This window comes from Romboutsia sp. D33t1_170424_H2 (assembly GCF_015669105.1).
Classification (GTDB): Bacteria; Bacillota; Clostridia; order Peptostreptococcales; family Peptostreptococcaceae; genus Romboutsia_C; species Romboutsia_C hominis.
In genome coordinates, this window is record NZ_JADOZQ010000003.1 from 264,805 (window position 1) to 290,098 (window position 25,294).

At 30.9% G+C, this 25,294-nt stretch carries 18 protein-coding genes; 5 read left to right on the forward strand and 13 right to left on the reverse strand.

The genetic code is table 11. From position 1 onward, the window contains the following. Positions 1 to 162: 162 nt before the first annotated feature. The 11 genes from I4U66_RS05975 to I4U66_RS06025 all read right to left on the reverse strand — a co-directional run bounded on the left by I4U66_RS05975 (position 163) and on the right by I4U66_RS06025 (position 14,809). Positions 163 to 1,728, reverse strand: coding sequence for a sodium-dependent transporter (locus I4U66_RS05975; RefSeq protein ID WP_195928598.1), 1,566 nt, complete (start codon positions 1,726 to 1,728; stop codon positions 163 to 165). Between the two features lie 224 nt (positions 1,729 to 1,952). Next, on the reverse strand, positions 1,953 to 3,713 hold the full coding sequence (pyk, locus tag I4U66_RS05980; protein ID WP_092922344.1) for a pyruvate kinase: 1,761 nt from the start codon (positions 3,711 to 3,713) through the stop codon (positions 1,953 to 1,955). Between the two features lie 18 nt (positions 3,714 to 3,731). Continuing rightward, complete coding sequence (gene pfkA, locus I4U66_RS05985) at positions 3,732 to 4,691, reverse strand: 6-phosphofructokinase (RefSeq protein WP_092922341.1); 960 nt, start codon at positions 4,689 to 4,691, stop codon at positions 3,732 to 3,734. A 309-nt stretch (positions 4,692 to 5,000) separates the two neighbouring features. Continuing rightward, a complete protein-coding gene (locus tag I4U66_RS05990) occupies positions 5,001 to 8,549 on the reverse strand; it encodes a DNA polymerase III subunit alpha (RefSeq protein WP_195581455.1) in 3,549 nt (1,182 codons plus the stop codon). Positions 8,550 to 8,740: 191 nt separating this feature from the next. After that, a complete protein-coding gene (gene whiA, locus I4U66_RS05995) occupies positions 8,741 to 9,685 on the reverse strand; it encodes a DNA-binding protein WhiA (RefSeq protein ID WP_166504691.1) in 945 nt (314 codons plus the stop codon). A gap of 12 nt (positions 9,686 to 9,697) precedes the next feature. Continuing rightward, positions 9,698 to 10,126, reverse strand: a complete 429-nt coding sequence (locus I4U66_RS06000) for an NUDIX hydrolase (protein ID WP_092922332.1) — start codon at positions 10,124 to 10,126, stop codon at positions 9,698 to 9,700. Between the two features lie 65 nt (positions 10,127 to 10,191). After that, complete coding sequence (locus tag I4U66_RS06005) at positions 10,192 to 11,301, reverse strand: gluconeogenesis factor YvcK family protein (protein ID WP_166504690.1); 1,110 nt, start codon at positions 11,299 to 11,301, stop codon at positions 10,192 to 10,194. Positions 11,302 to 11,314: 13 nt separating this feature from the next. Continuing rightward, complete coding sequence (rapZ, locus tag I4U66_RS06010) at positions 11,315 to 12,172, reverse strand: RNase adapter RapZ (RefSeq protein WP_092922327.1); 858 nt, start codon at positions 12,170 to 12,172, stop codon at positions 11,315 to 11,317. A gap of 21 nt (positions 12,173 to 12,193) precedes the next feature. Then, positions 12,194 to 12,907, reverse strand: a complete 714-nt coding sequence (locus tag I4U66_RS06015; RefSeq protein WP_092922324.1) for a PHP domain-containing protein — start codon at positions 12,905 to 12,907, stop codon at positions 12,194 to 12,196. Between the two features lie 3 nt (positions 12,908 to 12,910). After that, entirely contained in the window at positions 12,911 to 13,834 is a 924-nt protein-coding gene (gene murB, locus I4U66_RS06020) for a UDP-N-acetylmuramate dehydrogenase (RefSeq protein ID WP_092922322.1), read from the reverse strand. Positions 13,835 to 14,020: 186 nt separating this feature from the next. Further along, positions 14,021 to 14,809, reverse strand: a complete 789-nt coding sequence (locus I4U66_RS06025) for a formate/nitrite transporter family protein (RefSeq protein ID WP_195238087.1) — start codon at positions 14,807 to 14,809, stop codon at positions 14,021 to 14,023. A 303-nt stretch (positions 14,810 to 15,112) separates the two neighbouring features. Between I4U66_RS06025 and I4U66_RS06030 the strand changes: the two genes are divergently transcribed. The 5 genes from I4U66_RS06030 to I4U66_RS06050 all read left to right on the forward strand — a co-directional run bounded on the left by I4U66_RS06030 (position 15,113) and on the right by I4U66_RS06050 (position 22,254). Continuing rightward, a complete protein-coding gene (locus I4U66_RS06030) occupies positions 15,113 to 15,979 on the forward strand; it encodes a formate/nitrite transporter family protein (RefSeq protein WP_092922317.1) in 867 nt (288 codons plus the stop codon). A 201-nt stretch (positions 15,980 to 16,180) separates the two neighbouring features. Beyond that, on the forward strand, positions 16,181 to 17,665 hold the full coding sequence (cls, locus tag I4U66_RS06035; RefSeq protein WP_207733567.1) for a cardiolipin synthase: 1,485 nt from the start codon (positions 16,181 to 16,183) through the stop codon (positions 17,663 to 17,665). Positions 17,666 to 18,044: 379 nt separating this feature from the next. Continuing rightward, positions 18,045 to 18,542 (forward strand): NADH-quinone oxidoreductase subunit NuoE family protein, encoded by a 498-nt coding sequence (locus tag I4U66_RS06040; RefSeq protein ID WP_195581454.1) that lies wholly within the window; start codon positions 18,045 to 18,047, stop codon positions 18,540 to 18,542. 12 nt (positions 18,543 to 18,554) lie between these two features. Next, complete coding sequence (locus tag I4U66_RS06045; RefSeq protein WP_195581453.1) at positions 18,555 to 20,435, forward strand: NADH-quinone oxidoreductase subunit NuoF; 1,881 nt, start codon at positions 18,555 to 18,557, stop codon at positions 20,433 to 20,435. Positions 20,436 to 20,460: 25 nt separating this feature from the next. Continuing rightward, positions 20,461 to 22,254, forward strand: a complete 1,794-nt coding sequence (locus I4U66_RS06050; protein WP_195581452.1) for an NADH-dependent [FeFe] hydrogenase, group A6 — start codon at positions 20,461 to 20,463, stop codon at positions 22,252 to 22,254. A 156-nt stretch (positions 22,255 to 22,410) separates the two neighbouring features. On the opposite strand, the gene hprK is transcribed toward I4U66_RS06050, so the two are convergent. Together hprK and uvrC are read right to left on the reverse strand one after the other, a co-directional pair. Then, a complete protein-coding gene (hprK, locus tag I4U66_RS06055; protein WP_092922302.1) occupies positions 22,411 to 23,346 on the reverse strand; it encodes an HPr(Ser) kinase/phosphatase in 936 nt (311 codons plus the stop codon). A gap of 4 nt (positions 23,347 to 23,350) precedes the next feature. Then, complete coding sequence (gene uvrC / locus I4U66_RS06060) at positions 23,351 to 25,162, reverse strand: excinuclease ABC subunit UvrC (RefSeq protein WP_092922299.1); 1,812 nt, start codon at positions 25,160 to 25,162, stop codon at positions 23,351 to 23,353. Positions 25,163 to 25,294 lie beyond the last annotated feature (132 nt).

Below are 25,294 nucleotides of genomic sequence, written 5' to 3' on the forward strand. Positions count from 1 at the left end.
AAAAAACCCTACAGTAAAATTAAGTAGGGTTTTTATATTTTATCTTACTTTTGATCTTTAATTATAGTTTTCATAGATACTCCTATACAAACAAATATTGTAGTCCATATTGTCCCCATAAATACCCATGCAGCGCCTGTCATAAGTTCAACCTCCTTTATTTTATGAAGTTGTTACTTTATTTGATTCTATTTCCTCTTTATATTTAGATTTGATAGATTTATATGATTGAATAAAGCCAATCAATAATACTCCAAAAACAACTGCTCTACCTAAATTTACCCAAACGGCAAACTCTGGTATACCTTCTATATAGCTTGGTGTTATTTTAAAGTTACCAGCCATCCAGTAATCTCTTGTGAAGAATACTAGGAAAGTTATTATAGTTATTGGTGTTAAGAACTGATGGAACAATCTAAAGAACCACTTAGGGACTTTCCATAATCCGCCTCTATTCATTTCTTGTAAAGCCTTATCTTTAACACACCAACCTATTACTATTATCTCTATTAACCCAAGAACTATCAGTAAGTAGTTACCTATCCAGTTGTCAATTTCTGTAAAGTAAACTAAGTTAGCACTTTGAGTTAGTATTGACTCTAATGCTATTGGTGCCCCAACTATTAGATATCCAACAAATACTATCCAAGCACCTTTCTTTCTATCTATACCTGCATCTTCTTCTAGTAATGCAACTAAATAATTGTACATTGCTATTGCAGATGTTATACCAGCAAAGAATAACAATAAGAACCACAGAGCTCCAAATATTCCTCCACCAGTCATAGTGCTAAATACATTTGGTAATACCATAAATGCAAGACCTATACTTCCTTTTATACCTTCTGGTCCTAAAAATGCATAAGCTATAGGTATAACAGCTGTACCACCTAATATAACTTCTGCAAATTCATTTAATGATACTGTAGCTACAGAAGCTGTTACTATATCTTCATCTGGCTTTAAGTAAGATGCATAATTGTGTATTATACCCATACCTAAAGATAATGTGAAGAATATTTGACCTGCTGCTGCTATTGCAGATGACCATGATAATTGACTAAAGTCTGGATTCCATATAAAGTTAAGACCTGCTAATGAACTCCAATCTGGATTGACTGGTGCCCCTAGTGTCAACGCTCTTATACCTAGTATAATACCAAATACATAAAGCGTAGGCATCATAACTTTGGCCCATGATTCTATACCTTTTTGTATACCTTTCATTACAGCAAATGCTAGACAGAGTAATGAAATAACCCAGAATATTAAATTCTTCGGATCTTGTATATAACTTCCAAAGAAAGCTCTTGGATCTGAATTGTATCCTCCTGTTAATGAGTTGAATGCAAACCCTAATGACCATCCTATTATGTGATTGTAGTAAGAGTTAACTAATATAGTAACTCCAAAAGCTATCATTCCACATAAAGCTCCAACTATAATTGCTTTTTTCGGAGCCATTGCTTGCTTAGCCTGTAAATACATCATAGGACCTATTGTACCATGCCCATATTTACCTCCATGGCGTCCAATACTCCATTCAACTAACATTATAGGTATACCTATAACTATTAGTGCGAAGAAGTATGGTATCATAAATGCTCCTCCACCATTTGAAGCGGCTACATATGGAAATCTCCAGAAGTTCCCTAGCCCAATAGCATTACCCGCCATAGCCAATATAAGGCCAACCTTAGAACCCCAATTCTCTCTACTCTCTGACATTTGTATCCCCCCTTTTTTTATAGTTATGCTCTAAATGAGGTGCATATTACTGTTACATATCAATTTGTTACAGAATATGAATACAAAAAATAGCCACTAAGTTTAATTATTAAACTTAGTGGCTAATATATAACTCAAAAATATAGTATAACTGACTTTAGGCATTTTAAAGTTGTTATTTTTAAGTTTTTAGAAAATTTAAAATTATTTTTTAATTCTTTTTACTACAGAACTCTACTTGATCCTCTATATATTACTCCTCTTGATGCATCAACAGTTATAACCTCTCCATCTTTTACTATACTTAATATATCTCTAGCTGAAACTATAACTGGTTTATCTAAGTTTAGTCCAACTATTGCTGCATGTGAAGTCATTCCGCCTTCTTCTGTTACTATAGCTCCTGCTTTTTCTATATATGGATTCATTTCTATATCAGTCATGGTTGTAACTAATATATCTCCTTCGTTAAACTCTACACATTCCCCTACATTTCTAACTATACGTACATTACCTTCAGCAGTCTTACTTCCAACACCTATACCATTTGCTATTTCTTCACTTATAACATGAACTTTTATTAAGTTAGTAGTTCCGCTTACTCCAACAGGTACTCCAGCTGTTATAACAACTAATTCTCCATTGTTTATGTATTTAGCATTTTTAGCTGCTTCTATAGAGTTTTCTATAACTTCATCTGTATTGTGAGCATTAGATGCTTTAACACTATATACTCCCCAAGTAAGAGCTAATCTTCTCATAACTTTTTCATCATCAGTAGTAGCTATTATTGGACACTTAGGTCTAAATTTAGATACCATTCTAGCAGTGTATCCTGTAGATGTAGAAGTTATTATAGCTGATGCATTTAAATCTATTGCAGTTGTACAAGTAGCATGACTTATTGCATCTGTTACTGTTGAGTTATTATTAGTATTTTGCTTTAATAAGTTATCGTAATCTAATGTTTCTTCAGTTCTTTTAGCTATTGTAGCCATAGTCTTAACAGCTTCAACTGGATATTTACCAGCAGCAGTTTCTCCTGATAGCATTATAGCATCTGTTCCATCGTATATAGCATTTGCAACATCTGTAACTTCTGCTCTTGTTGGTCTTGGATTTCTTATCATAGAATCAAGCATTTGAGTAGCTGTTATTACTGGCTTAGCTAATTCGTTACATTTTCTTATTATCATCTTTTGAACTACAGGTATATCTTCTGTTGGTATTTCAACTCCAAGATCCCCTCTTGCAACCATTATACCATCAGAAACTTTTAATATTTCATCTATATTATCTACACCTTCTTGATTTTCTATTTTAGATATTATTTGTATATCTGTAGCATTATTTTTTTCTAATAATTCTCTTATAGCTAATACGTCTGATGCTTTTCTTACAAATGAAGCTGCTATGTAATCTATACCTTGAGATATACCAAATTCTATATCACTTGCATCTTTTTCAGTTATAGCTGGTAAGTTTATCTTAACACCCGGAACATTTACACCTTTGTGATTTTTAACTACTCCAGAGTTTTCAACTACACAAACGATATCATCTCCATTAACTTCTTTAACTCTAAGTCCTACTAATCCATCATCTATTAGTATAGTATCTCCTGAAACAACATCTTTAGCTAAATCTTTGTAACTTACTGTACAAATTTCTTTTGTTCCTATAACATCTTTCATCGTTATAGTAAATGTTTGCCCTTCTTCTAATAATACTTCTGGGTCAGCAAAGTTTCCTGTTCTTATTTCTGGTCCCTTAGTATCTAATAAAAGCGCTACTGGCTTTCCTAATTTTTCTCTTACCCCTTTAGCAACATCAAATCTTTCTTTGTGCTCTTCATGAGATCCATGAGAAAAGTTAAATCTACAAACGTTTAACCCACTCTCAACAAGTTGTGTTAATACTTCTTCCGTACTTGATGCTGGTCCTAATGTACAAACTATTTTTGTTCTCTTCATATTATTTAACATATATATGCTCCTCCTAAATTATATAGATAGTATTTTTGCCATCTCATAAGTTTCCTTATCAAAATCCCTAGTCATTGATAAAGCTTCAGTTATATCCATGTCAATTATTTCATTTGCTCTAGTACCTACAACTCTTCCAGCTTTACCATCTAGAAGCAATTCTACCGCTCTAACGCCCATCTTACTAGCTAATATTCTATCAAATGCCGTTGGACTTCCTCCTCTTTGGACATGTCCTAGTATTGTAACTCTTAAATCTGCATTTGTTCTAGCCACTATTTCTTTTCCAAGGTCTTGGGCATTTCCAACACCCTCTGCTAAAATTATTATACTGTGTCTTTTACCCCTTTTCTTTGTTGTATCTAACTTATTACATACATCATCTACATTATAGTTAATTTCTGGAACTATTATAGTTTCCGCTCCTCCTGCAAGACCAGCATATAAAGCTAAGTCTCCACAGTGTCTTCCCATAACTTCAATTATGTTAACCCTTTCATGAGATGAAGAAGTATCTCTTATTTTACCTATGGCATCTATTATAGTATTAATTGTTGTATCAAATCCTATAGTATAGTCTGTATACGCTAAGTCATTGTCTATAGTTCCTGGTAATCCTATTGCAGGGAAACCTAACTCTGTTAATTTTAATGCACCATTAAATGATCCATCTCCACCTATAACAACTAAACAATCTATACCATATTTTTTTAAAACTTTAACTGCTACTTTTCTTCCTTCTTCAGTTTTAAACTCTTCACATCTAGAAGACTTTAATATTGTTCCACCTCTATGTATAATGTCACCTACAGAAGATAAGTTCATTTCTTCTAGGTCTTCTTCTATTAACCCTTTATATCCTCTGTTAATTCCATATACTTTGCATCCGTAATAAATAGCAGATCTGACAACAGCTCTTATAGCTGCGTTCATTCCTGGAGCATCTCCTCCACTTGTTAATATACCTATAGTTTTCATAATGATACCTCCTAGTATATATTACATACAGGGACATTAATCGTCCCTGTATCTTTTTTTTATCCCATCAAAGTTAAAAAAATTAAACATGCTAATATATTCTTTTCTGATATTATACCATAATATACATTACTTTTTTAATAATATTATTAATATTCTTCTATTTTATTTTTATTCTTTATAGTACATAGGAAATTATATTCCTATTTTAACTTTATAGTAAATATAATCTCCTAAAATGTACTTTATTAAAATATTTTATCTAACGTTTTATTATAAAACTTCATTATTATCTTTATTTCTTTATCTTTATTTCTTTATCTTGATACAACTCTTAGGTAGTATTTTTTCTAAGCTATACATCAACTCTTCACATATATCTACACTTAGACCATTCCACTTGTATAATTGTTTTGTATCTTCTGCATATAAAAATACATTTTCTTTTCCTAAGTGATTTTTAAATACATCACCTATACGGTTTATAATATCTTGATTTTTATGACTATCTACCTTTAGGTATAAACCAAGTTTAGAATTGTTGCCTACCTGTGATCTTTGTCTTTGATTGCTATCTACTCTATTTTTATATCTAGACTCTTCAAACTTAGAAGTGTCACTTATATCTTTTATCTCTCTAGCTATAAGTTTTGCATTTTCATCCTCTTTTATACTTAGAGTACCTTTTACATATATAATATTATCTTCATTTAGTATATGATTGTATTTTTGCAGTAATTGAGGAAATACTATTATTTCTATTGTTCCATACAAATCCTCAAGTTCTATAAATGCCATAATATCATTTCTTTTTGTAGTTTTTATTATTTTATTAACTACCATACCACCCATTATAACTTCTTTTTCATCTAGTGCTAAATAATTTTCAACATCGTCTTTTAAAGCATTTAGTTTTCCATTATCAATAGAAGTTCTTCTACTTATTTCTTCTTCAAATTGTGAAAGAGGGTGTCCACTTACATACATTCCTAGGACTTCTTTTTCTAAGTTTAGCTTTTCTCTTTCCTCATATTCTTTTAAACTTGGTAACTTACTAACTTCTTGTAATTGAGTAGACTCGCCTTGAGATCCAAATGCATCAAATAAAGATATTTGACCTTGAAGATTTTTCTTTCTGTCCATAGAGACACTATCGATTAAGCCTTCATACCCTGCCATTAGACTTGCTCTATTTTCAGATATTTCATCAAAAGCCCCACACTTTATTAAACTCTCTATGACCCTTTTGTTTATATCTTTTGAATCTAATCTTTTTAGAAGATCTGATATATCTGTAAATCTGCCATTAGCTTCTCTTTCTCTTATTATATTATTTATAATATTCACACCGACATTTTTGACAGCTGCTAGTCCAAATCTTATGTTAGTTCCCTCAACTGAGAATTTAGAAAAACTACTATTTATATCTGGCCTTAATATTTCAATTCCTAATGCGTTACATTCTCTTATATATTCAACAACTTTATCAGTATTACCCATTACACTTGTTATTAAAGCTGCCATAAATTCTACTGGATAGTGTGCTTTTAAGTAGGCTGTTTCATATGATAATACACCATATGCAGCAGCATGCGATTTATTAAAAGCATATTTTGCAAAGTCTATCATATCATCAAATATTTTTTCAGCGATTTCTTCTGGAACACCATTCCTTACACACCCAGCTATTTCTATATTTCCGTCTTCATCTTCTTTACCATGGACAAAGTATCTTCTTTCTTCTTCCATTACATCCATCTTCTTTTTACCCATAGCTCTTCTAACTAAGTCACTACGGCCATAAGTATATCCACCTAAATCTCTAACAACCTGCATAACCTGCTCTTGATATACTAAACATCCATAGGTAACATCCATTATAGGTCTTAAAGACTCATGTAGGTATTTAACTTTATCTGGATTATTCTTGTTTTCTATATAAGTAGGTATAGAATCCATTGGACCCGGTCTGTATAAAGATATTCCTGCCACTATATCCTCGAAATTATCAGGTCTTAATTGTTTCATGAAACTTCTCATCCCAGCACTTTCTAATTGGAATACACCTAGCGTATTACCTGATGATAAAAGTTCATATACTTTTTTATCATCATAATCCATTTTAGAAAAGTCTATTTTTACACCATGATTTTTTTCTATCAATTCAAGTGCATCTCTTATTACAGTTAAAGTTCTCAGTCCTAAGAAATCCATCTTTAAAAGACCAAGCTCTTCTAATGTAGTCATAGTAAATTGAGTTGTTATAGCATCTTGGTGTTTATATAGTGGTACATATTCATCTACTGGATTTTTAGATATAACTACACCTGCTGCATGGGTAGATGCATGTCTAAGCATTCCCTCTATTTGCTTTGATATATCTATGATTTCTTTTGTTTCTTTATCTTGTTCATATAATGCTCTTAGATTTGGATTGGTTTCTAGAGCTTTATCTATTGTCATCCCTAAAGCAAATGGAATTTCTTTTGCTATTTTGTCTACTTTGTTATATGGTACATCTAAAACTCTACCAACATCTCTTATAGCAGCTTTAGCTCCCATTGTTCCAAAAGTTATTATCTGTGCAACGTGATCTTCACCATATTTTCTTTTTACATAATCTATAACTTCTTCTCTTCTTTCATAACAGAAGTCAATATCTATATCGGGCATGGATACACGCTCTGGATTTAAAAATCTTTCAAATAACAGTGAGTATTTTATAGGGTCTATATCTGTTATTTTAAGGGTATATGCAACAATAGAACCTGCCGCACTACCTCTACCTGGACCTACCATTATATTATTTTCTTTAGAGAAGTTTATAAAATCCCATGTGATTAAGAAATACTCTACGTATCCCATTTTTTCAATGACACTTAATTCATAATTAAGTCTATCTATAACTTCTTGACTTGCGGTACCATATCTTTCTTCTAATCCCTTAAAGCAAAGTTCTCTAAGATAGCTATCTGGTGTATAACCTTTAGGAACTTCATATTGTGGTAAATGTATTGTATTAAAGTCAAATTCTACATTACATTGTTCTGCTATCTTTACAGTATTATCTAATGCCTCTATGACGTCTGGAAATACCCTTTCCATTTCTTCTCTTGATTTTAGATAAAATTCATCACTACCAAACCTCATTCTATTTGGATCGTTTAAAGTTTTACCCATCTGAATACACATAAGTGCATCATGAATCTTTGCATCTTCTTTATTAACATAATGTACATCATTTGTAGCAACTAATGGTATACCTGTTTCTCTTGAAAGTTTTATTATTTCTTCATTTACAGACCTTTGCTCTTCTATGTTTTGGTCTTGTATTTCTAAATAATAATTACCCTTTCCAAATATACTTTCATATTCTAAAGCGTATTTTTTTGCTTTTTCATAATTTCTATCCATAAGAGATTGTGCTATATCTCCTGCTAAACATGCTGATAAAGCTATAATTCCCTTACTATATTTTCTAAGTTCATCCATATCTATTCTTGGTTTATAATAAAATCCTTCTACATAAGAAGTAGATACTAGTTTTATAAGATTTTGATATCCTTCCATATCCTTTGCTAATAAAACTAAATGTCCTTGATTTTTATCATAATTAGGGTCTTTATCTCTTAATCTACGAGGTGCTGTATATACCTCACAACCTATTATAGGTTTTATTCCTTCTTTTTTAGCTGTTTTATAAAAATCTATTACTCCAAACATACAACCATGGTCTGTTATGGCAATAGAACTCATATTCAATTCTTTTGCTTTACTCACAAGCTTCTTTACTCTTGAAAAACCATCAAGTAAACTATACTCCGTGTGAACATGAAGATGTGCGAAATCTTTGCTCACTAAACCACCTCCTGTCTTATCTTCTTATATTACCATAAAATAAGGTGATAAAACTTTAATTTTAACACTTATCTATTGAGCTATCATATTTATACCTTTAATCAGTATATATCCTTAAAATAACGAACTATTAGTTAATATATACCGTATTTTTATATACAAAAAGAGGTTATATAAATATAACCCCTATATTACTTATTCCTAAGATTGTTAGCTATCTCTTCTATTTTTCTTAATCTATGATTTACACCAGACTTACCTATTGGAGGATTTAGTATTTCTCCTAATTCCTTTAATGTTAAGTCTTCACATTCTAGCCTAACTTTAGCTATTTCTTGCAAGTTTTCAGGTAAACTATTTATTCCGATAGTTTCTTGTATAAACTTAATATTTTCCACCTGTCTAACTGCTGCATTAACAGTTTTTGAAAGATTCGCAGTTTCGCAGTTAACTATACGATTTACATTATTTCTCATTGCTTTTACAATTTTTGTGTTCTGAAGACTTAAAAGTGCATTGTGAGCTCCTATTATACTTAATAAATCCGATATTTGTTCACTTTCCTTTAAGTACACTACATAGTTATTCTTTCTAAGAACTATTTTACAATTAAATCCTAATGAATTTATAAGGTTCTGTAGGGATTCTGCAAATTCCTCATTGTTAGTTACAAACTCCATATGATAATTTTTCCCCGGATCACTTATAGATCCTCCTCCAAGAAATGCACCTCTTATAAAAGCTCTTATACATTCATCATCTTTTAAAAGATGACTTGGTACTTTATTTAAAGGATAAAATCCATCTCCTGGCTCTAATATCCCTAAATCCTTTATAAGTTTTTGTGCTCCCATTTCACTAGTAACCATAAGAACATAGCTATTATTTCTCTTTAGCATTTGATTCTTATTTACCGATATAGTTGTGTTTATACCAAAATTTTGTTTTAGTAGTCTAAATACCTTACGAGCTATAGAGTTTAGCTCCGTAGTTATCTTTAAATTTAATTTTTTATATCCTACAATTTGTATACTTCCTGATAATCTTACTAGAGCAGCTAATTCAGCTATGTTGCAATTATCATTATCTGACGTAATTCTTGCTAACTCATTTTTCGTTTCAGCTGAAAAAGACATAATTATCACCTATTAACTGTTCTTTTTTAATCGTTTTTTTATTTCTTGTAAAGCAACTTTGATGATTTCCTTTTCATCATCATATCTAGCCAAGTCTACTACCCTATCTAAATGTATAAACTTAGCATCTATAAACCCTTCTTCTTTTTGAGGTATTGTATCCATATTTCTTGCATGCATTAAATACCAAAATACAGTTTTATGAACCGCTTTGTTTTCATCCCAGTTTTCTTTGAATGTATAATGAATTTCACCTAAATATTTCAGTATTTCAGCTTTTACCCCAGTTTCTTCTAAAACTTCTCGTAACGCTGCCTCTTGCCTATTTTCGCCTTCTTCTACCTTTCCTTTCGGTAAAACCCAATCTCCATTGAATTTTCTAAGTAAAAGTATGGCATTGCCAAATAGTACTACACCTCCGGCACTAACCTCTTCTCTCATAGATGTTCACTCCTTAAAACTAACATAATAATAAGGATTTCTACATAAATACTTAAAATCCTTTTTTACTTCATAGTGTCATTTTTATGACTTAGTGCCAAATCAACTATTATACTAGAAATGCAATCTGCATCATGTCTAATATAATTATTTTTTATCTCAATTAGGTTTTCTTCTATCGATTTTACCCCCATACCTTTAAGGGTATTTTTTTGCCCTTTGTCTAGTAAAACTTGACTAGCACCATCTTTTTGGTATCTTTCATATATATATTCTGGTAATATTTCATTATTTGATATCACATAATCAATAATATTTTCACTTGAATGTTTTATTATTGCATTTACATGTTGCAAAACATTGTATTCGTCTGTTTCCCCTGGTTGGGTCATTATGTTAGATATATATACCTTTGGGGCTTTTGACGCTTTAATTGCATCGACTACTCCATCAACTAAAAGATTTGGAATTATACTTGTATATAAACTTCCTGGACCTATAACTATTATATCAGCATTTTCTATAGAGTTAATAACTTCGTCCAACGGTTTTGCATTAGATGGTTCTAAAAATACTTTTTCTATAGATGTATTTTTAGATTTTACTTCCTTTGGAATATTCGATTCCCCTTTTACTATGCTTTTATCTTTTAGCTTTGCTACAAGATTTATATCTTCTAATGTTACTGGCAATACCTTTCCAGTTATTGCAAATATTTGACTCATTTTATATACAGCAACTTCAAAATTTCCATATAAACCATTCATTGCTGCCAAAAACAGATTGCCAAAACTTTGACCTTTTAAGCCACCTTCTGTGAATCTATACTTCATAACTTCATCCATAGTAGGCTCTATATTGGCAAGAGCTAACAGACAATTTCTTATATCCCCTGGAGGCAACATCCCTAAGTCTTCTCTTAATACTCCAGATCCTCCACCATCATCTGCAACAGTAACTATTGCAGTTATATTTTTAGTATGGTATTTTAGACCTCTCAAGAAAATTGATTGACCTGTACCTCCTCCTATAACAACAACTTTTGGTTCTACACTTTCCTTACTTCTAAGATATCTTGGCTTGATTCTTTCATTTACAATTCTTCTATATAAATAAAATGATATTAATAAAGAAACCCACCCTGTTACCCCTACTATAAAAAATATAGTACTCATTTTTTCCTCCAGATTATCTAATCATAGAGTCTCTGTGTTTCTTTACGACCCTATATCCTTTTTTCATCAGCTCATCATATATAAGATTCGCTATAGTTACAGATCTATGTCTACCTCCAGTACAACCTATACCAATAACTAAATGTTGCTTTCCTTCTTCTATATACTGTGGTACTAAAAATTGTATCATATCATTTAATTTGTAAAAAAATTCTTGACTTATCTTAGAATTCATAACATAATCTCTTACATCTTGTTCGTCACCTGTTTTAGGTCTTAATTCTTCTAGATAGTATGGATTTGGCAAGAATCTTACATCAAATACTAAATCACAATCTGCTGGTATACCATGTTTAAATCCAAATGATAATACAGATATAGTTAATTTATTATTTTCTTCTCCTTGAGAGTATATCTTGCTTATCTCTTCCTTTAAATCCTTAGGCTTCATATTAGTCGTATCTATAATAGAATCAGATACTTCTTTTAAGGGTTCCATTATCTCTCTTTCCATTTTTATACCTTCTGTTAAAGATACGTTCATAGAAAGAGGATGATTTCTTCTTGTCATTTTATATCTATTTAATAATACTCTATCTGAACAATCTAAATATAACATTTCATATTTATAGTTTTCTTTTTTTAAATACTCTAAACTCTCATGAAGTTCCTTGAAAAATCTTCTTCCTCTAATATCTATACCTAAAGCAACTTTATCAATACTTGAATTTGGTTGATAACATAACTCTGCAAATTTTGTTATTAAAGCAGGTGGTAAGTTATCTACACAATAAAATCCCATATCTTCTAAAGCTCTCATAGTTTCACTTTTTCCTGACCCAGAAAGTCCAGTAACTATTACAAATTTCATCTAACTTACCCCCTTAAATCTTTATACTCTTATATTTTCAACAAATGATAAATCTAATTTAGCTTCTTTAATAGTCTTCATAGCTTTGTCAAAATTTCCTACGTTATTAGGTATGTGTGCATCAGATCCTATTATAAATGTATTTCCTAAATGTTTTATTTTTTTTAGCTGTTCTACATTTAAATATCCATGACTACTATTAATTTCAAGTCTTGTATTAGTCTCTTTTGCCACCTTAGCTATTTCCTCTATATACACATCTCCTTTATCTCCAGGATGCGTTATAATAAAAATATCATTGTTTCTCATAGCATTTATTATGCCTTGAGTATTATACTCTTTTGCCTTTTCATTTTTTATAATGTAATTATTAAAATGATTCATCATACTTTTTAATGATGTTGGAGCTGATCCAAAATGATACCCTGCCATTACGTAATCGAAAAAATGTATAATATTTTCATTTATATCTATGTTACCATTTTTATCTAGTATATTACATTCCATTCCTAAAAGGATATCTATATTAGGGTATTTTTGGTTCAATTTATCAATTTCTTCTCTCATTTTTTGTATATCTTTTAGTTTAACACCATATGTCATATGTCTATATCCATGGTCTGATATTCCGATTTTTTTTATACCCTTAGACATAGCCACCTTAACATTCTCTTCTATTGTACCTTTTCCATGACTATATATAGTGTGTGTATGATAATCTGCTAATATTTGCATATTTTAGTCCTCTCCAAGTATCTTAACCTCTTCTTCAAGTAAAACATTGAACTTAGCATTAACAGTACTTTTTACTACATACATTAAATCCAATAAATCTTTAGCTTTAGCATTGCCTATATTAACAACAAATCCACTGTGCTTTTCAGAAACTTGTGCTCCACCTAATGTAAGACCTTTTAATCCACAGTCCTCTATTAATTTACCTGCAAAGTGTCCTTCTGGTCTTTTAAAAGTACTTCCCGCACTTGGTAAACTTAAAGGTTGCTTTGTAACTCTTCTTTGAGTAAAGTCTTTCATTGTTTCTTTTATTTCTTCATAGTTTCCTTTTTCTAATTCTATTACTGCTGATAATACTATATAGTTTGTTCTAGTTAAAATACTTTTTCTATATTCAAATTCCATTTGTTCATTTGTAAACTCAAATATATTACCATCTGTATCCATAAGTCTTACAGATTTAACTATATCCTTCATTTCTCCGCCATAAGCACCTGCATTCATAGCTAATGCCCCACCTAATGTACCTGGTATTCCAGCCGCAAATTCAAAGCCTTTTAACTCTTCCCTCATTACAGCTTTCCCAACTACAGAAAGCATTGCTCCTGATTTAATTTTTACAGTAGTTCCTTCTATTTCGAAGTCATTGAAATTATTTGATATTTCAATAACAACTCCTCTTATTCCACCATCTTTAACTAATAAGTTTGAACCATTTCCTATTACAATATATGGAACGTTTTCTTCCTTTAATAGTTTTATAATATCTCTTATCTGTTCTTCTGTATTTGGCTTTACTAATATATCGGCAGGTCCACCAACTCTAAATGATATGTGTTTTTTCATCGGCTCATCTACCATTATATTTCCTTTATTTTCTTCGCCTAATATATCTAATAAACTGTTATATATAAATTCCTTATTCATATATCTATATTTCCTCCTAGTTTATACTAATTATACATATTTATATACTTATTTATATTCATTTACTTGTATTTTATTAATTTCATCTATCTTATATATAATAATGTATTAAAAAAAAAATAACAATATATAAAGGTCTAAAGTAAATTAAAAAAGCGTTGATATAGCTATATCAACGCAATGTTCCTAATTAGTATTTTTTGATGTTGTTTTTTTAAGGTAACATCTATGATATGCAAAGGGAATAATTATAGCCCCTCCTACAATATTTCCTAATGTTACAAAAACTAGATTTATTAGTAATCCTACTATACTAACTTGTGCACCTAATAACATTCCCATAGGTATGAAGAACATATTCGCAATACTATGTTCAAATCCACATAATACAAATAGCATTATTGGGAACCAACATGAAAATATTTTTGATGCTATATCTTGAGAAGCTGTAGCCATCCATACTGCTAAAACAACTAAAATATTACACATTATAGCTCTTAAGAACATCTGCAAAATATCAAGATTTGCTTTAGATTCTGCTATAGCTATTGCTTTAGTAGCTGCATCACCAGATAATGTACCTGAATAAAATACAATTAAAGCTAGAACTACAGATCCTACAAAGTTTGCCAAATATACAAAGCTCCAATTCCTAAACATTTGACCTATAGTTATTTTCTTTTCTAAAACTGCTAAGGTCATTAAATTGTTTCCTGTAAAAAGTTCTGCTCCGCATATTACAACTAACATAAGTCCAACAGGGAACACCATCGCTCCAACAAATCTACCTAGCCCTGGGTCTATATTAGATATAGTTTGACCGAATAGTATGTTTCCTAATCCTCCAAAGCCTATAAAAATACCTGCAAGTATACCTAACCTAATACATGAGCTAGTAGATAAGTTAGCTTTATTTATACCTACATTTACAGTAGCATTTGCTACTTCCCTGGGTGTTAAGAATCTTTTGTCCATAAATCCACCCCCTATTTTTATATAAGCACTTAAAAAGATTATAGCACCATCGTAGTTAATTTATCTACAAATACAAACCATGTATACTAAATATATATTTTTGAATATAGTTACTCACATTATAAAAGACGTTTTTGTAGATTAATTTCACATTTTATTAAGTTGAATGTTTTATGTATACAAAGTTAAATTTTTATTGTATAATTACTACTGTTGTGTTTTTCGACAGAAAAATTAAAATTTCATAACAAGTTTGAAATTTATTATTTAATAATATTTATATATTTTAGAGGAGGACTTTATATGTCAGATAAGAAAATGCTTATGCCAGCTGAAATAGCAGAGTACACTATCAACACTGGTATAAAAAAGGCTACTACGCCAACTAAAAAAGTTTTAGCTTCTGCATTCTTAGCTGGTGCTTACATAGCATTCGGTGCTTTAGGATCAGTTGCAGCTGCTTACAACTTATTAGCAAACCCTGCTACTTACGGATTAGGTAAAATGGTAGCTGGACTTATGTTCCCTGCTGGACTTATATTTGTTTTAATAGCTGGTGCGGACTTATTCACAGGAAATATACTTGTAGCTTTAGCAGCTTTCAAGAAAAAAGTTACTTGGGGACAAGCTTTCAAGAACTGGGCTTTAGTTTGGATAGGTAACTTATTGGGTGCAGTATTAGTTGCATGGATGGTTAGTATGTCTGGTGTATTCGATTGGAGTAACGGACTATATGGTGGTGTTGTTGTTAAAAATGCTATCGGTAAATTAGGTTTCCCTTGGATATCTGCTATGATATCAGGTATATTATGTAACTGGATAGTTTGTGTTACTGTATGGATGAGCTACGGAGCTAAGGATATATCTGGTAAAGTTTTAACTGGATTCATCGGTATATTCTTATTTGTTTGTGCTGGATTTGAGCATAGTGTTGCTAACATGGGATACTTATTCGCAGGTTTATTCGCTAAAGGAAATACTGCATTCTTAGAAGCAGCTCACAAAACTGCCGCTGATGCAGCTGCTATAAACGTACCAAGCATATTCATGAATAACTTAATACCAGTTACAATAGGTAACATATTAGGAGGGGCAATATTCGTTGCTGGTATATACTTCTTCTTATATGCTAATAAAGAAGAATCTTCAGAAGCTAAGAAAGCAGCTTAATTAATATAAATATTCAAGAGATTATACTATAATCACAGTATAATCTCTTTTTTTATTATTAATACATTCTGTTAGCTAATCCTTATTTTTTCGACATTCTTTTGTATTTACGTTAAATTTATACCTTATTTATTGACTATGTGCTATAAATAGTATTAAAATATATATTTATTCGTACTTATTCTAGAAGGGGGTTTTGTGATGAACTTATCTTTTATTAAAGATTCGGCCTATGAAATGTTTGTGACACTAATCTATATATTAAACTTTTCTGCAGTTATACATCTTATATTTAGAGAAAAAAGAGATACTCAAACTACAATGGCATGGATTCTTATACTTTTAACCATTCCTGCTGTAGGTTTTGTATTATATATTACTTTTGGACATGGAATCTCCAAAGATAATATGTTTAAGATTAAAGAAGAAGAAGATAGGATTTTAAAAGATAATATAGTTAACACTCACGCTAAATTAGAATGTGATAACAGTCTAGATCCTAGCTTATTAGCTAATAAGGATATTATTTATGCTCTAGCTAATTCTAACTATGCACATTATTCAACTAATAACTCTGTTGATATATATGAAAAACCTAAGGAATTTTTTGATTCTCTATTAGATGAATTAAAAAAGGCTAAGGAGTATATAAATATACAGTTTTATATATTTAAAGATGATGACATCGGAAATAAAGTAATAGATATTCTATTAGAAAAATTAGATGAGGGTGTAGAAGTAAGGCTTCTATATGATGCTGTAGGAAGTAGACTCTTCTCAGATAAATCTATAGCTAAGTTAAAAAAAGCCGGAGTTAAAGTTGGTTGCTTCTTCCCTTCTTTTATGAAAATAGTAAACTTCAACCTAAACTATAGAAATCATCGTAAAATTGTTGTTATAGATGGTAATGTTGGTTTCGTTGGCGGGAATAATGTTGGTGATGAATATTTAGGTAAAGACCCTAAATTTGGTTACTGGAGAGATACTCACCTTAAACTTACAGGAGAATGTGTAAGAGATTTAAATATTAGATTTATGCTTGATTGGAGATTTACAACTCAGGAAAATTTAGATATGGATAAGTATTTCATTCAAAAAAATACTATGGTTCCAACTGAGACTTCTTGTGACAATGTTGGTGTTCAAATTGTATCTAGTGGTCCTGATATAACAGAATTAGATGAAATAAAATATGGGTATATGAAAATGATTCAGGGAGCTAAGAAGTACCTTTATATACAAAGCCCTTATTTTATCTTAGATAAAACTTTAGTAGATATACTAAGGGTAGCATGTCTATCTGGTGTTGATGTTAGAATAATGATACCATCTAAACCTGACCACCCATTTGTATATTGGGCATCTTACTCTTATGCAGGTGAGTTATTAAAATTCGGTGCAAAACTGTATACTTATGACGAGAATGCATTTTTACATGCTAAGACCATAGTTATTGATGATACTATCTGCTCTATTGGTACAGCTAATATGGATATAAGAAGTTTCGAGTTAAACTTTGAGGTTAATGCATTTATGTACTCTCCTGAAGTTGCTAAGAAACAAAAGAAAATATTTGAAAATGACATTCTAAAATCTAAAGAAATTACCTTAGATATATATAATTCAAGATCAAATATAGTGAGAATAAAGCAGTCTATTTCTAGACTTTTATCTCCTGTATTGTAATAAATAAAAGTATGTATTGAGTTTTAACTTGATGCATACTTTTATTTATTGTATATTTTTAGACAATTCAAAATATTCTTTCACTAATTCTTTAAATTTTAACTTTTTAACTATTTTATATATTATAATATAATTATCATTTAAACTATCACATCTTTACTAACATCGTAATACTCATCTAATTTTTCATCTTAGATTTACTGATTTAACATATTTCCAATGGGTATATCTTAATTTTAGTTAACTTTTTGGCATAAAATAATATAAAATCTACTATTATAAGATAAGTATTATTTTATGAAGTTAATTTTTAATAAAACTCTTATTATACCTTAAAGTTTTATTAGTTTAAATTTTTTATACGATAAGGGGGATTTGTATGTGTGACTTTTATTCACGTAACAAGCATTTATTTGACCAATTAGACAACTTCATTGATTCTCTTGAAACTAGAAAGGGCGCTTTAATCCAAGTACTACACCATGCTCAAGGTATATTTGGCTTCTTGCCTAAAGAAGTACAACTTTATATAGCTAAAGCTTTAGATGTTGCTCCATCTAAAGTGTACGGTGTTGTTAGTTTCTATTCTTACTTTACCACTGAGCCAAGAGGTGAATATAAAATAAGTGTATGTTTAGGTACTGTTTGCTTCGTTAAAGGTGCAGATAAAATATTAGCACAATTTGAAAAAGAACTTGGTATAAAATCTGGAGAAACTACAAAGGATCTTAAATTCTCTCTTGAGGGATTAAGATGTGTTGGTGCATGTGGCCTTGCTCCGGTTGTTGTGGTAAATGGTAAAGTTTATGGACAAGTTAAGCCTGAAGATGTTACTAGTATCTTAGACAATTATAGAGAAACAGAAATAAATTGCTAAGGGGGGAAATAAATGAGTAAGATAAAATCTTTTGAAGAATTAAAAAGCCTGGTTGCAAAGTATAAACCAGCCCTTGATATGAGAGAAAATCATTCTAAAGGGAACTTAACAAAAAGAGAATTATTAGTCTGTGGAGGTACTGGATGTACTTCTGCAGATAGTAATCTTATAATAAAAAATTTGAGAAATGAAATAAAAAATGCAGGTCTTGAAAGTCAAGCTGAAGTTCATCTTACAGGATGTTTTGGATTCTGTGCTAAGGGTCCAATAGTTAAGGTCTTCCCTGATAATGTTTTCTATGTTCAAGTAACTCCAGACGATGCTAAGGAGATAGTTGATACACATCTAGTTAAGCATGAAGTTGTTGAAAGACTATTATTTGAAGAACCTGCTCTTGGTCATAGAAAAGTTGAAAAACATGACGATATGTCCTTCTATAAAAAGCAATCTCGTGTTGCCCTTAGAAATTGTGGTCATATAAATCCTGAAAGTATAAACGAATATCTAGGATGTCAAGGATACGTTGCACTTGGTAAATGTATAAATGAATTAACACCAGAACAAGTTATTGAAGAAATAAAAGCTTCTGGCCTTAGAGGCAGGGGTGGTGCCGGTTTCCCTACAGGAGTTAAATGGGAATCTACTGCTCAAACTCCTCCAGGTCAAAAATATGTTGTATGTAATGCCGATGAAGGTGATCCAGGTGCATTCATGGATAGATCTATACTTGAAGGTGACCCTCACAGCGTATTAGAAGCTATGGCTATATGTGGCTATGCTGTAGGTGCTGATACAGGTCACATATACATAAGGGCTGAGTACCCTCTTGCAATAGAAAGGTTAAAAGTTGCTATATCTCAAGCCCAAGAAATTGGTCTTCTTGGAGACAATATATTAGGTACAGATTTTAACTTTAATATAGACTTAAAGTATGGTGCTGGAGCATTCGTTTGTGGTGAAGGTACTGCCCTCATTAATTCAATAGAAGGTAAACGTGGAGAGCCTAGAATGAAGACTTATAGTTCTTCTAAGCGTGGTTTATGGGATAAACCAACTTGCTTAAACAACGTTGAAACTTTCGCTAATATCCCTGCAATAATAAATGAAGGTGCCGAATGGTTTACTAAGTACGGTACTGAAAATTCTCCAGGAACTAAAGTTTTCGCACTTGGCGGAAAAATAAATAACGTAGGTCTTGTTGAAGTTCCTATGGGCACTACTTTAAGAGAAATAGTATATGAAATAGGTGGCGGTATACCTAATGAAAGAGAGTTTAAAGCTGTTCAAACTGGAGGACCATCTGGTGGATGTATTGCATCTAACAACCTTGATACTCCTATAGATTTTAAATCATTAAGCTCTATAGGTTCTATGATGGGTTCAGGTGGTATGCTCGTTCTTGATGATTCCGATTGTATGGTAGATATATGTAAATTCTTCTTAGAATTTACTGTAGAAGAATCTTGTGGTAAATGTACTCCTTGCCGTATAGGTAATAAGAGATTACTTGAAATGCTTACAAAAATAACAGAAGGTAAAGGTACTTTACAAGATTTAGCTGATTTAAAAGAGTTGGCAACAACTATAAAGACTACTTCTTTATGTGGCCTTGGTAAATGTGCTCCTAACCCAGTTTTAAGTACACTTGATAACTTCTATGATGAGTATGTTGCTCACGTTGTAGATAAAAAATGTCCATCTGGAAAGTGTCAAGCACTTCTTGATTACATCATAACTGATGACTGTAAGGGATGTACTAAGTGTAGCAGAATATGCCCTGCTGGATGTATATCTGGTAAACCTAAAGAAAAACACGTAATAGATGTTTCTAAGTGCTTAAAGTGTGGTGCTTGTATGGATAATTGTAAATTTAATGCTATCATAAAACAATAAATTTAGCTTTATTGGGGGGATAAAAATGAGTTTAGTTAACTTAACTATAAATGGCAAGTCTGTTTCAGTTCCTAAAGGCAGTACTATTTTAGAAGCTGCAAAAGAAGTAAATGTTCAAATACCTAATCTTTGTCACCTAAAAATGAAAGAAATAAATATGATTAACCAATGCGCATCTTGCCGTGTATGTATGGTTAGTGCTGGAAGAGGTTTAGTTCCTGCTTGCGGTACTTTAGTTAAAGAAGGTATGGATGTTCAAACCAATACTAAAGAAGCTTTAAAGGCTCGTAAAAATGTTGTTGAATTATTATTATCAGACCATCCTCAAGATTGTTTAGTTTGTGAGAAAAATGGAAACTGCGAATTACAAAGTATAGCCGCTGATTTAGGTATAAGAAAAATCAGATATAAAGGCGAACAATCAACTTCTCCAAAAGACACTTCAACAGAATCAATAGTAAAAGACCATGACAAATGCATCTTATGTAGAAGATGTGAAACAATGTGTAATGATATACAAAGTGTAGGCGTTTTATCTGGCATAAATCGTGGATTTGGCACAGAAGTTAGCACCTTCTTCAATTCTTATTTATGTGAAACTGAATGTACTTTCTGTGGTCAATGTATAGCAGTATGTCCAACAGGAGCTTTAACAGAGGTAAATAATATACCTACTGTATGGAATGCCTTAAATCAAAAAGAAAAGACTGTAGCCGTTCAAGTTGCTCCTGCTGTAAGAGTTGCTTTAGGAGAAGAATTTGGATTAGAGCCAGGTACTATAACTACAGGAAAAATGGTATCTGCGTTAAAAGCTCTTGGCTTTAAATATGTATTTGATACTAACTTCTCTGCTGACCTTACTATATTAGAGGAAGCTTCTGAGTTCTTACACAGACTTAAAAAAGGTAAAAATCTTCCTATCTTAACAAGTTGTTGCCCTGCTTGGATAAACTTTGTTGAAAAAAACTATCCAGAATTTCTAAATCTTCCTTCAAGTTGTAAATCACCACAAGAAATGTTTGGAGCTATAGCTAAGAATTATTTTGCTCCTAAAGTTATAAATATAAAACCAAAAGATATGTATATTGTTTCAGTGATGCCTTGTGTAGCTAAGAAATATGAATGTTCTAGAACTGAATTAGGTCAAGAAGAGGTTCTCGATGTTGATGTTTCTATAACTACAAGAGAACTTGCTAAAATGATAAAAGAAGCAGGTATAGATTTCTTAACATTAGATGAAAAAGATTTTGATAACCCACTAGGTAAATCTTCTGGGGCTGCTGATATATTCGGTACTACTGGCGGTGTTTTAGAGGCTGCTCTTCGTACTGCTTATGAATGGGTAACTGATAAAGAACTTGCTGATGTAAACTTCACTCAAGTTAGAGGGATGGAAGGTATAAAGGAAGCTAGTATAGATATAGATGGTACTATTGTAAATGTATGTATAGCTAGTAGCCTTGGAAATGCTAGAAAAGTCATGGATGAAGTTAAAAACGGAAACTCTAAGTACCATATAATAGAGGTAATGGCTTGTCCTGGTGGATGTATTGCTGGTGCTGGTCAACCATATCATCATGGTGATTATGATATTGTTAAGAAAAGGGCTTTAGGGTTATATAATATAGATAGAAATAAAAAACTTCGTAAATCTCATGAAAATCCTGCTATAGTAGCATTATATGATGAATTCTTAGGAGAACCTCATGGAAAAGTTGCTCATAAATTCCTTCATACTCACTATTTTGATAAGAGCTTAGTTTACAATGTAAATAATGGAGAATGCACTTGTATAAAAGAGTCTGATGCAACAGTTTAACCTAAATTAGTAAAATTTTAATATAAGTGAATTGAGCTAATTAAATAATATTGGTCAATTCACTTTTTATTTACATACTATAATATTTTACAAATAAAAAGTGTAGATAAGCTTATTATTTATTCCTACCTACACCATCTTTTTAAATATTTTTACTTAGCACTTCTTAGTATCTATAAGTTGAGATAATTTTTTAGTAAATTCTTGTGCTGCATCATATCCCATTCCCTTTTGCCTAAAGTTCATGGCTGCAACTTCTATTATCATAGCTGTATTTCTACCAGGTTTAACTGGTACAACTAACTTCTCGACACTTACTTCTAAAATTTCTTCAAATTCTTTGTCTAATCCTAATCTATCATAATATTTATCTTCATTCCAAGCCTCTAAGTGCACTACTAAATCAATAGTTTTACTATTTTTTACAGCGCCAGCACCATACAAGCTTCTCACATCTATTATACCAATCCCTCTTATTTCTAAAAAATGTCTAAGTAACTCTGGGGATTGCCCTAAAAGTACACTTTCATCTAATCTTCTTATTTCTACTGCATCATCGGCAACTAATCTATGACCTCTTTGAACTAATTCTAAAGCTGTTTCTGATTTACCAATGCTACTTTCTCCCTTTATTAATACTCCTATACCATATACATCCACTAATACACCATGCAATGTAGTATGAGGTGCCATTCTATCATCTAAATAATTTGATAATCTGTTTATAAATCTAGTTGTATTTCTCTTTGTGCTTAAAATTATTCTTCCATACTTCTTAGCATATTTTATGACATCAGAATTAACTTCCAATCCTCTTGTTACTATAAGTGCAGGAATTTCATAAGAAAATAATTTATCTAGTACATTTTCTCTTCTTTCTGCATCTAAATAACTAAAGTAATTATATTCTGCTCTTCCTATTATTTGAATTCTATCATAAGCAAAATGTTCAAAATATCCAGCATATTGTAATCCTGGCCTATTTACATCCTGAGAATATACATAGTACTCTTTATTATCAGGCATATATACTACTTCTAATTCTAAATCCTTTATAATTTCTTTGATTGAAACCTTATCGATGAAATTCATATTATTATCCCTTTCTGAAATAATTGTAAACATTCTCACAGGCTGCTCTATTCATTCCTTCCACTTCTAATAATTCTTCAATGTTAGCTTTTTTTATAGATTCTATATCTTTAAAGTGATTTAATAGAGCTTTTTTTCTTTTTTCCCCTATTCCTTGTATATCATCTAGAACTGATTTTGTCAAAGATTTATTTCTTAAACTTCTGTGATATGTTATAGCATAGTTATGAACTTCTTCTTGAATACTTGCGACAAATCTATACAAGTTAGATGTTTTATCTAGTTCAATCTCTTTTTCCTGGGAAATAAGTCCCTTTGTTCTATGTTTATCGTCTTTATACATTCCCCATAGAGGTATTTCTACATTATATCTTTCTAAAACTTTTTTTACTGCACTAACTTGTCCTTTTCCTCCATCTAAAAGAATTAAATCTGGTAAATCTCCATACTTCAATCTTCTTTCTACTATTTCTGCCATAGAATCAAAATCATTAGGACCTATAACTGTTTTTATTTTATATCTACGATATTCCTTTTTATCTTTTTTTCCATCAGTAAATACTACCATAGAACCAATAGAGTCTACACCTTGTATATTTGATATATCAAAGGACTCTATTCTTTTTGGTCTTTTGTCTAATCCTAATATATTTTTTAACTCATCTAAAGCTCCAATACTTTTTTCGTACTTTCTCTTGTTCATATCGGAAAATTTCTCAAGATATTCTACAGCATTTTTTCTTACCATTTCTACTAGATTTTTCTTTTCTCCTTTTTGAGGAACCCTTATAGTAACTTTTTGCCCTTTTTTAGCAGATAACCATTCTTCTAGTATAAAACTGTCTTCTATTTCATCTTCTATTATTAATTCCTTTGGTATATACTCTTGTTCCATGTAAAACTGCTTAACAAAGGATGATAATATAGATGCTCTCTCACTTTCCATAACCCCTTCTAATATAAAATGTTCTCTACCTACTATTTTACCATTTCTAATAAAGAATACTTGAACACAAGCTTCATCATGTGCTCTTGCCATTGCTATAACATCTTGATTTAAGTCTGATGTAGTGGCATCTATTTTTTGCTTTTGCATCATTTCTTCTAAACTTCTAATTTTATCTCTGTACATAGCTGCATCTTCAAAATTAAATTCCATAGCACATTTATTCATTTTCTCAGTCAGTATTTCAATTAATTTTTCTTCTTTACCTGATAAGAAAAGTATTATTTCTTCTATCATTTTATTGTAATCTTCCTTGCTTACATTTCCTGTACATGGGCCTACACACTTTTTTATATGCATATTTAAGCATGGTCTCATTTTGTTCTTTATAGCTTTATCTATATCTATATTACAAGTTCTTATTGGATAAGTATTTCTTATTATCTCTAATGTATCATTCACTGCTGTTGTATTAGTATATGGACCAAAATACCTTGCCTTATCCTTTAGTACTCTTCTAACTTTTAATACTCTAGGAAAATCTTCATTAGTTGTTACCTTAATATATGGGTATGTTTTATCATCCCTTAATAAAACATTATATTTAGGTCTATATTGCTTAATCAGATTACATTCTAATATAAGTGCTTCTAATTCTGAATCTGTAATAATATACTCAAATTTATATATATTTTTAACCATAGACTTTACTTTTGAAGGATGATTTTTAGATGATTGAAAATATTGTCTTACTCTATTTTTTAAGGATACAGCCTTTCCTACATATATAATATTATCAAACTTATCTTTCATTAAATATACACCAGGTTGTGCTGGAAGTTTCTTTAAATGATCCTGTATGTCAAACAATTTATTACCTCCACTTTTATATTTTCATATTAGAATTATACCCTAAAAAAATAAATTATTCCCATAGATTATTTTATTAAAATTAAAAGCGTAGATATAAAACAGTCAAAACTAATTTATACCTACGCTTTA